Genomic DNA, 9,976 nt, shown 5'->3' with positions numbered 1-9,976 from the left:
CGCCGCCCGGGAGATCTACCCACGCCTGATGGCCGATCTAGCCGCGCTGCCCACCCTCCAAACGGCTTGACAGACCATAGGAGCATCTCGCGGGGGTCAGCGGCGGCGGGGTGTCAATCTGACGCCGGGGAGGGGTGGGGCGGGGATGCGGGCGCCGTCGTGGCCTTTGACCAGGCCGAAGCGGTCGCCGTCCGCCCACTCGGCCCGGGCCTGGGCGATGTCGTCGTGGCTGCGGCCGACGAAGTTCCACCACATGACCAGGTCGTCCTCGTACGGCGCGCCGCCGAGCAGGACGGCCCGGGCGCCGCCGTCACTCGTCACGGTGACGTGGTCCCGATCGGCCCCCAGGTACAGCATCGGCCCCGACGGCAGGTCATGCCCCAGCGCCGACAACGACCCCTCCACGACCACCAGCGCGTGCTCGAAGTCCCGCCGCAGCGGCACGGTCGCGGTGTCGCCGGGGGAGAGGGAGAAATCGGCCCCGACCAGGGGGCTGTAGGTGGTGGCAGGGGAGGTCACGTCCCCGATGGAGCCGATGAACACCCGCGCCCGAAGGCCGTGGTCGGTGAAGACCGGCAGGTCGGCGTGCTGCTCGAAGCTCGGGGCGACGCTGTCGGCCGATCCGGGCAGGGCGACCCACAGCTGGAGCCCGTCGAGCCGGGGCCGGTCACCGAGCGAGAACTCGGAGTGCGAGATCCCCCGACCGGCGGTCATCAGGTTGAGCTGCCCGGGCTTGATCAGGACGTCGCTGCCGAGGCTGTCGCGGTGCCGGATCTCGCCGGCCAGCGGCCAGGTGACGGTCTGCAGCCCGGTGTGTGGATGGGGCAGCACGGTCATGTCGTCGTACTGCGGCCCGAACCGGTCGAGGAAGCACCAGGCGCCGACGGTGGGCAGGGTGCGGTGCGGCAGCAGCCGGTCCACCTTCATCGCCCGCAGGCCGCCGAGCGGCACGGCCCGCGCCTCCAGCAACCGCGTCTTGTCGACGACCGGGTCGGAGGCTTCGAGGGAGGGATTGGTGCACTGGTTGCTCATCAACAGACCCCTGTCGGAAGTACGCTGATCACCACTATGACAGGGCCCGTCTGGATTCCGAGCCAAGCTGTCGTCGACGGCTGCAACGTCGAACGCTACCGGCGGTGGCTGCCCGCGCACGCCTGTCCGGACCTCCCCGACTACGCGGCGTTGCACGCGTGGTCGGTGGCGGAGCCGGCGCGGTTCTGGGGCTCCCTGTGGGAGTACTTCGGGATCATCGCCACCTCGCACGACGAGGTGCTGGCCTCGGCGGAGATGCCCGGGGCGCGGTGGTTCACGGGGGCGACCCTCAATTACGTTGACCAGGTCTTCCGGCACGCCCGTGAGGGCACCGCGGTGATCGACGCACCGGAGGAAGGTCCGACCAGGACCCTCAGCTGGACCGAGCTGCGCCGCCAGGTCGCGGCCGTGGCGAACACGTTGCGGGCCCTCGGCGTCGGCCAGGGCGACCGCGTCGTCGGCTACCTGCCGAACATCGTCGAGGCAGTGGTGGCGTTCCTCGCCACGGCCAGTCTCGGGGCGATCTGGTCCTCGTGCGGGCAGGACTACTCGGCCCCGGCCGCGGTGGCCCGCCTCGGCCAGCTCTCCCCCAAGGTGCTGATCACCGCCGACGGCTACCGCTACAACGGCAGACCGCAGGACCGCCGCGAGGCGATCTCCTTGATACGCAACGAGATCCCCTCGCTCGAAGCCGTCATCGTCGTCCCCCGCCTCGGCCTCGAACTCCCGCCCGGGACCAGGCCGTGGTCGGCGGACGGCGACCACGAGCTGACCACGGTCGCCGTGCCGTTCGACCATCCGCTGTGGGTGCTGTTCTCCTCCGGCACCACCGGCAAGCCCAAGGGCATCGTGCACGGCCACGGCGGCGTGGTGCTGGAACACGTCAAACAGCTGTCCCTGCACCTGGATCTAGGACCGCGGGACACCTTCTTCTGGTACACGTCGCCGAGCTGGATGATGTGGAACTTCCAGGTGGCCGGCCTGCTCGTCGGGGCGGCGATCGTCTGCCACGACGGCAATCCCGGCTTCCCGACGCCCGGCGCGCTGTGGGATCTGGCCGCCCGCCTGGATGTCACGGTTCTCGGCACCAGCCCCGCGTACCTCCAGGCGTCGGAGAAGGCCTCCGTCCACCCATCGCTGCCCAGGCTCAGAGCCTTGGGCGCCACCGGATCCGTGGTGCCGGAAGCCGCTTACCGTTGGGTGGCAACGGAACTGGGCTCGCACATCGCCCTCGCCGCCACCAGCGGCGGCACGGACGTGGTGAGCGCCTTCGCCGGCCCGGTGCCGACGGTCCCGATCTGGGCCGGCGAGATGTCGGCCCCCTGCCTCGGCGTCGCACTGGAGGCCTGGGACGCCGAAGGCCGCAGCGTAATCGACGAAGTCGGCGAACTCGTTGTCACCCAACCGATGCCGTCGATGCCACTGTCCTTCTGGGACGATCCCGGCGACACTCGCTACCGTGACGCCTACTTCACCGCCTATCCCGACGTATGGCGGCACGGCGACTGGATCACGATCACGAGCCGCGGCACCGTGCTCGTGCACGGGCGATCCGATTCCACCTTGAACCGCAACGGGATCCGGATGGGCAGCGCTGACATCTACGCCGTGGTCGAGAAGCTCCCGGAGATCACCGAGTCGCTGGTCATCGGGGCGGAGCAGGACAACGGCGGCTACTGGATGCCGCTTTTCGTGGTGCTGAACGACGGCGTGGAACTCACCGACGAGCTCAGAGAACGGATCCGCGCCGCCATTCGCACCGACGCCTCGCCGCGGCACGTGCCCGACGAGATCATTGCCGTTGCGGGCATTCCGCACACCAGGACCGGCAAGAAGCTGGAGGTGCCGGTGAAACGGCTGCTCCAGGGGGCCAAGATTCAGGACGTCGTCGATCCGCAGTCGGTCGACGACGCCCGCCTGCTCGACGTGTTCGCCGAGCTCAGTTCACGCAGGTCACGCCGCTGGCGGTGATCGACTGGTCGGTCTTGGCGGTGTCGTCCGACACGATCGGCGACTTGCGGCTGCCGTCGGCGGCCGCCTTGCCGGTCGGCGGCGGGCCGGTGGTGGTCGACGTCGGCGGCGCGGCCGCGTCGCCGGCGAACTTGGCCGCCACGAACGCCTGCACCTGCTCGGGATCCACCTGCACGGCGTCGCCGTCGGCCGGCGTCCAGTAGGTGATGTTCACGATCGGCACGGTGTCGAAGGTGATGTTGCCGCCGGAGATGCCCTGCACCTGCTGGGCGAACTGCACCAGGTTCCAGTCCTGGTCCAGCACGATGGAGTTCTGCACGGCGGTGATGATGTCGTTGAGCTTGCTGGGGCTGGTCAGTGTGCCGACCGACAGCAGCTGGTGCACGGCCGAGGCCAGGAATGCCTGTTGGCGGCGTTCGCGGTCGATGTCGCCGTTGTCCAGTCCGTGCCGCTGGCGCACGAACTGCAGCGCCTGCACGCCGGACAGGCTCTGCGGCCCGGCCGGGAACACCGCGCCCGAGTACTCACTGTCGTTGACGGCGTGGTTGAGGCACACCGGCACGCCGCCGAGGGCCTGGCTGATCAGGTCGAAGCCGTACAGGTTGATCTCGGCGTAGTGGTCGATGGTCACGCCGGTGAACTTCTCCACCGTCTTGATCAGCGTCTTGCGGCCCTCGGTCTGCGAGCCGCCGTTGTTGTTCATGCCGATCGAGTACGCCGAGTTGATCTTGTGCTTGCCGTAGCCGCCCGAGCCGTCGCCGCTGGCGATGTCCACGTACGAGTCACGGGGAATGGAGATGGCCGACGCCTTGCCGCCGTCGCCCGGCACGTGCACGACCATGAGCGTGTCGGTGTTCAGGAAGTGGTCGTCCGGGCCGGCGTGCAGCGAGGCCAGCACGTCCGGCGGCAGCGGATTGCCGTGCACGTCGGTGCGGCTGTCGATGCCCACCAGCAGGAAGTTGACGTCCTGGCCGTCCTGGTGCTGGATGGTCGCCGGCCGGGCCGGCGGCGTGTGGTGCTCGATCACGTTGTCGGTGGTCATGTGCGCCTGGGCCTGGCTCAGCAGGCTCCAGCCGTAGCCGGACAGCCCGATGACCGCCACCGAGGCCAGCGCGACCACGGCTCTTCCCGTGACCACGGCAGGTCTTGCAGTGCGCACTGTTCCTCCCCGAAAACGAACTCCCCACAAGGCAGACGCCCGACCGCACGATCCGGTTGCATGTGTCCTGGGACGCAACCCTGGGCGTACCCACGGCGTCACTACCCTGAACGGGATGAGGTGAAGAGGGAGCATGGAAACCGAGACGACGACCGCTCGACCGTGGGGTCTGCCCTGGTGGGCGGCGATCCTGCTGCCGCTGGCGACCACCGCGGCCGGCGCGTACGTGGACCTCACGGTCAACCACGGCCTCGGCCTGCCGTTCCAGGCCGCATATGCGGGCGGCTGCCTGCTTTCCGTGCTGCTGGTGCGGCGGCGCAACCTGTTCGGCCCGATGGTCCAGCCGCCGCTGATCCTGCTGTTCGCCGCCTCGCCCATGGCCCTGCTGCTCAACGGCGGCAACGGCAGCCTCGGCTCCCAGCTCGGCTCGCAGTTCGTCAACCAGGCCCTGACCTTCGGCATGCCGCTGGTGAACAACTTCGTTCTCCAGGCCGGTGTGACCATCGCCACCGTCGTCATCGGCCTGATCCGCCTGATCATCACCCGCCGCCGCCCGGCCGCCACGGCACCCGAGCCGTCGGAGCCCGAGCCGGCCGCCGCCTGACTCCGGACGGCGTGAAGGGACCATTCCTCCACTCCGAGTGGAGGAATGGTCCCTTCCGAACTTCACAACGGCGTCAGCAGGTCAGATTGCCGCCGGGCGAGACGCCCAGCATCGAGGCGTACTGCTGGTACAGGTTGACCCGGTCCTGCATCTCGCCGGTGTTGTTGCCGTTGCACTCCAGGCCGCCGTTGATGGCCCGGATCGTCGCGCCGAAGCCGTTGCCGTTGACCATCGCGTTGTGCGACGTGACGCCGCCCGCGCCGGTGCCGGTGAACCAGTACCAGAGGCCGGTCTGCCAGGCCACGGACGGATCCTGCTCGACCAGGTACGGGTTGCCCAGCAGGTTCAGACCGAGGTAGTCGCCGGCCGCCTTGTAGTTGAAGTTCCAGCTGAGCTGGAGCGGACCGCGGCCGTAGTAGGCGTAGGTGCCGGCCGGGCAGCCGTAGGACTGGCTGGTGTCGCAGTAGTTGCCCGACTTGTCGATCTCGGTCACGTAGACCAGGTGGCCGGTCTCGTGGCTGACGTTGGCCAGGAAGGCCGCCGCTTCCTGCTTCTGCACGGTGTCGCTGCCGGTGCTGGCGAAGCCGGGGAACTTGGCGATCGCCGCGGTCAGGCCGGCGTAGGTGTAGAAGCTGTTGCGGCTGGGGAACATCGAGTTGAACTGCGCCTCGCTCACCGGGAAGGCGCCGGTGCCGCCGCCCCCACCGCCGCCGCCCCCGCCGGTGCAGGAGAACGGCGACCAGAACCAGGTGCTGATGGTCGGGTCGTAGCCGGGATTGTCGTGCGTGGCCTAGTAGTACTGGCCGTTGGCCGGGTAGCGCACGATGTTGCCGGTCACGTAGTTGACGCCCGCGGCCCAGTCCGGGTAGCTGCAGGTGGTTCCGCCGCCACCGCCGCCACCGCCCGAGCCGCCGGAACAGGCGCCCTGGTCGGCCCAGACCCCGGTGCCGCCGGTGCTCGGCGCCTCACCCTGGGTCCACCACTTGGCCTGCCAGTTGTGCGAGTTGTACGAGGCGGACATGCCACCGGTGTAGACCTGGGTGGCGCTGTAGGCGGCGGCGCAGGTGGCCGCGTTGGCGGTCGCGGGGGCCACGACCGCGAGGGTCGCGGCCACCGCGGCGGTGGCCAGTCCGGCCAGGATTCGTCGTAACGACAAGCCGATCACTCCTCGACGCGCGGGGCTGCGTGGGCCCGAGGAACTGCACAGGATCGGCGGGAGTGGCGGCTGGCGCCGAACCTGCCCTCTGTGGGCTGGACCACTCAATCCGATTGGTCTATACCAGTCAAGAGTGTGAACGTCGGATTAGGCCAGCCAGCTGACCGGATTCGTCCGGTCAGCGGACGGTGCGGCCTCGCAGCAGCGAGGCCAGCGCCGCGACCGCCGCCATGACGGCGGCCGCGCCGAACACGGTGACCAGGCCCTGGTGGAACGGGCCGGAGATCAACTGCGGGAAGAACTCCTTGCCGGTCAACGTGGCCACGTGGTCGGGCGGCAGGGTCTTGAGCACGCCGCTGGGGCCGAGCAGGTGGGCGATCGGGTTGTCACCGAGGAAGGCGGCGAACAGCGTGCTGACCGGCGGCAGCGACGCGATGGACTGGGCGGTGCCCAGCGGCACGCCCTGCGCCTGGAGGCCGGCGGTGAGCGTCGTCGGCAGCGAGGACGCGAGGCCGACGATCATCAGCGAGAAGAAGACGCCGATGGACAGCGAGGTCCCGGAGTTCTGGAACGTGGACCGCATGCCGGAGGCGACGCCGCGGTCGGCGGCCGGGACCGCGCCCATGATCGCGGACGTGTTCGGCGCGGAGAACATGCCCTGCCCGATGCCGCTGAGGAACAGCAACAGCGCGAACAGCGTGTACGAGAAGTTCACCGGCAACGCCAGCAGGCCGAGGAACGCCAGCACCACCAGGACCAGGCCGCCGGTGGCGAACAGCCGCGCGCCGAACCGGTCGGACAGGAAGCCGGCCACCGGGCCCGCCACCAGGAAGCCGAAGGTGAGCGGCAGCATGTAGATGCCGGCCCACAGCGGTGTGTCCTCGAAGTCGTAGCCGTGCAAGGGAAGCCAGATGCCCTGCAACCAGATGATCAACATGAACTGCATGCCGCCGCGGGCCACGGCCGTGAGCAGCGCGGCGATGTTGCCGGCGGCGAAGGCGCGGACCTTGAACAGGCCCAGGCGGAACATGGGATGGGGGATGCGGGTCTCCGCGATGCAGAACACCACCAGCAGCGCGATGCCCAGCGCGAGTCCACCCAGGACGGTCGGACTCGTCCAGCCGGTCGGATGTCCGCCGTAGGGCTGGATTCCGTACGTGATCGCGGCCAGCAGGGCGCCGGTGCCGGCGGTGAAGGTGAGCGTGCCGACCCAGTCGATGCGCGCCGGCTGCGGCGTGCCGATCTCGCGCAGGCTGCGGTAGGACCAGAACGTGCCGATCACGCCGATGGGAACGCTCACCCAGAACACCGCGTGCCAGTCGATCACGGCCAGGAAGCCGCCGGCCAGCAGACCGATGAACTGCCCGGCCAGCGCGGTGATCTGGTTGATGCCCAGAGCGGTTCCGCGCTGGTTGGCCGGAAAGGCGTCGGTGATGATCGCGGCCGAGTTGCCGGTCAGCATCGCGCCGCCGAACGCCTGCACGACGCGCCAGCCGATCAGCCACAGCGCGCCGGGGGCTCCCATGAGCGGATCCAGTGACAGGGCAAGGGAAGCGGCGGCGAAGATGGCAAAACCGGCGTTGTACATCTTGACCCGGCCGAACATGTCGCCCAGGCGGCCCAGCGCCACCACCAGCACCGCGGACACCAGCAGGTAGCCCAGGATCATCCACAGCAGATAGCTGATGTTGCCCGGGGCCAACGGATCCAGTCCGATGCCGCGGAAGATGGCCGGCAGCGAGATGATCACGATCGAGCCGTCGACGGTGGCGATGAACACGCCGAGCGTGGTGTTGGACAGGGCGATCCACTTGTAGCGGCCGCCGATCGCGGGCTCGTCCCTGATCGCCGTCACAGCCGCTCCGCCAGCCGGTCGAGCAGCGGCAGCACGGCCAGCAGCTTGCGTCGTTCCACGGCCGTGAACTCCTCGGCGAGGGCGTGGGTGATTCGCTCGGCGCTGGCAGATCGCCGCTCCGACAACATCTTCCGGCCAGCTGCGGTGACGGAGACCAGCACCTTGCGGCCGTCGACCGTGTCGGGTTCGCGCCGCACCAGGCCACGACTCTCCATTTCGGACAGTGTGGCGCCCATGGCCTGTGGTCGGATCCGCTCCAGCTCGGCCAGCGCGGCCGGCGTCTTCGGGCCGTCACGGTCCAGCCGGGCCAGCACCGACACCTCGGACAGGGTCACGTCGCCCACCTCGTGGGCCTGCCGCAGCCGGCGGGCGATCCGGCCGACGGCGACCCGCAGGTCGGCCCCGGCCCGGACCAGGTCCGGCGACAGCTCCTTCAGCTCAGCCACGGGTACCAACACTAGGTTTATCAGTCTGGGTTGGCAAGCTTCCAATGAAGTGACCATCCAGACACGGCGAGTAACAGCAATTAACGCACTACTCATCGAGTGAATAGTGACGCTATTCCGCGAGTGGGTAGCTCCACGGAAATTCACGTCCATGATCATCCGAACACCGAGAAGCATTCGTGTTCCGAATGTTTCAGTCCACAGAAGCACGGACCACACGGACCGATATGGTCACCGTCGGTAGCATTACTGCTCCGTTCGTGTGCATCACTGAAACGCTCTTGAGTCCACCCGGGGGCCGGGCTAGCTTCCGAACAGGGCATGAGCAGGCCCGAAAACCGGGGGTCCAAAGATGAAAGCATCACTGCCCGATGGGACAACACCGCACTGAACAATCGCGACCGTCGCTTACTTTCCATTCGTAGGCGCGCATCCTGACAACGTTGTCGCGGCATATTCGCCCATGCCGCGACGGATTGGGGACGCATGCGATCGGGCACCGCATGAGCAGAGCTCCGGCCTGTTTCCGCTGGTACTGGTTCAGTCAGACCGCGAGCTTCGTCGGGGACCGTCTCACCGGCTTCACCGCGCCCAGCATCGCCATCCTGGTGCTACACGCCTCCAGCGCCGAGGTCGGCCTGCTGTCCGCGACCGGCTGGCTGGCCTACCCCGTGTTCGGCATGCTCGCCGGCGGCCCGCTGGCCCACGTGCGCAAGCGGCCGGTGCTGGTGGCCGGCGAACTCACCCGGCTGCTCGCCTTCGTCGCCGTCGGCGCGTTCGCGACGATGGGTCACATCAGCGTCGCCGGGCTGGTCGTGGCGGTCGCGATCGCCGGTGTGGCCACGGTGTTCGGCGACGTCGCCGGCCAGACCTACCTGCCGACGCTTGTCGAGCCCCGCTCGCTGTTCGCCGCCAACGCCCGCCTCCAGAGCTCCAACAGCCTGTCCAAGCTGGTCGGGCCGGCGCTGGCCGGCCTGCTCATCGACGTGGTCGGGCCGCTGGCCGCGCTGGCCGTCAACGCCCTGCCCTTCGCGCTCTCGGCCTTCGGCCAGTCCCGGGTGGCCACCGTGGAGCCACTGCCCCGGCCTGAGCGGCGTGACCCGGTGCTGACCAGGATTCGTGACGGCCTCGGCCAGGTTCGCCGCATCCCCACGCTATGGCGGATCGTGCAGGGCTCGGCCCTGCGCGCCTTCGGCATCGGCGTCGTCGACACGGTGTTGCTGCTGTTCGCCTACCGTGCGCTGGGACTGTCCAGTGTGGGCGGTGGACTGCTACTGGCCGCCGGATCGCTGGGCGCGCTGGCCGGCGCGTTCCTGACGGCCCGGCTGGCGGCGCGGTTCGGCGTGCGGCGGTTGATGCTCGCGTCCGGGCTCGAAGGCGCCACCTGGCTGGCCCTGCCGCTGGGCCTGCTCGTCGCGCCCGTGGCCGTGGTGGTGGCCATCCGCGTGTTGTCGTCGTTCTGGCTGCCCGTGTGGGCGGTCCTCACCACGGGCGTGCGGCAGTCGCTGGCCCCGGCCGGGCACGAGAGCGCCGTGCACGCCACCGTCAGCACCATCGTCTCCTCCGCCGTCCCGGCCGGATCACTGGCCGGCGGGCTGGCGGCCGGCGCCGCCACGGGCTGGCTCGGCGTCACCGACGGGCTCGCGCTCGTGCTGGCCGCCGGCGGCCTGCTCGCCGCCGCCGGCGTGCTGTTCGTTCGCCACCCCGACCGAAACCTCGCCCCACCCGAACTTGTCGCTGCCTGATTGGGGAA

At 69.4% G+C, this 9,976-nt stretch carries 7 protein-coding genes and 1 pseudogene; 3 read left to right on the top strand and 5 right to left on the bottom strand.

Annotation, left to right across the window (positions count from 1 at the left end):
- Positions 1 to 96: 96 nt before the first annotated feature.
- Positions 97 to 1,032: a pirin family protein gene (locus AB0M73_RS06100; RefSeq protein WP_363887453.1), complete on the bottom strand. Its 936-nt coding sequence runs from the start codon at positions 1,030 to 1,032 to the stop codon at positions 97 to 99.
- A 36-nt stretch (positions 1,033 to 1,068) separates the two neighbouring features.
- Here AB0M73_RS06100 and AB0M73_RS06095 point away from each other — a divergent pair, with 36 nt between their 5' ends.
- A complete protein-coding gene (locus AB0M73_RS06095; RefSeq protein WP_363887450.1) occupies positions 1,069 to 3,003 on the top strand; it encodes an acetoacetate--CoA ligase in 1,935 nt (644 codons plus the stop codon).
- Here AB0M73_RS06095 and AB0M73_RS06090 read toward each other — a convergent pair.
- The gene (locus AB0M73_RS06090; RefSeq protein ID WP_363887448.1) at positions 2,972 to 4,162 is read right to left on the bottom strand and encodes an LCP family protein; all 1,191 of its coding nucleotides are present in this window, start codon (positions 4,160 to 4,162) and stop codon (positions 2,972 to 2,974) included. The genes AB0M73_RS06095 and AB0M73_RS06090 overlap by 32 nt on opposite strands.
- Before the next feature lie 133 nt (positions 4,163 to 4,295).
- Between AB0M73_RS06090 and AB0M73_RS06085 the strand changes: the two genes are divergently transcribed.
- The gene (locus AB0M73_RS06085) at positions 4,296 to 4,766 is read left to right on the top strand and encodes a DUF6542 domain-containing protein (RefSeq protein WP_363887446.1); all 471 of its coding nucleotides are present in this window, start codon (positions 4,296 to 4,298) and stop codon (positions 4,764 to 4,766) included.
- 73 nt (positions 4,767 to 4,839) lie between these two features.
- Here AB0M73_RS06085 and AB0M73_RS06080 read toward each other — a convergent pair.
- From AB0M73_RS06080 to AB0M73_RS06070, 3 genes and pseudogenes are all read right to left on the bottom strand, one after another.
- Positions 4,840 to 5,922: pseudogene (locus tag AB0M73_RS06080) on the bottom strand (glycoside hydrolase family 19 protein).
- Between the two features lie 178 nt (positions 5,923 to 6,100).
- Positions 6,101 to 7,777: an MFS transporter gene (locus tag AB0M73_RS06075; protein ID WP_363887443.1), complete on the bottom strand. Its 1,677-nt coding sequence runs from the start codon at positions 7,775 to 7,777 to the stop codon at positions 6,101 to 6,103.
- Positions 7,774 to 8,223 carry a MarR family transcriptional regulator gene (locus AB0M73_RS06070; protein WP_363887442.1) on the bottom strand — a complete coding sequence of 150 codons (450 nt, stop codon included), beginning with the start codon at positions 8,221 to 8,223 and terminating at the stop codon, positions 7,774 to 7,776. Before AB0M73_RS06070 ends, AB0M73_RS06075 begins: the two co-directional genes overlap by 4 nt.
- A 503-nt stretch (positions 8,224 to 8,726) precedes the next feature.
- On the opposite strand from AB0M73_RS06070, the gene AB0M73_RS06065 reads away from it, so the two are divergent.
- Complete coding sequence (locus AB0M73_RS06065) at positions 8,727 to 9,968, top strand: MFS transporter (RefSeq protein WP_363887439.1); 1,242 nt, start codon at positions 8,727 to 8,729, stop codon at positions 9,966 to 9,968.
- Positions 9,969 to 9,976: the final 8 nt, after the last annotated feature.

The organism is Kutzneria sp. NPDC051319 (genome assembly GCF_040682195.1).
Taxonomy (GTDB): Bacteria; Actinomycetota; Actinomycetes; order Mycobacteriales; family Pseudonocardiaceae; genus Kutzneria.
Note: the sequence above shows the minus strand (reverse complement) of the source record. Positions and strands in the feature narration are given on the sequence as shown.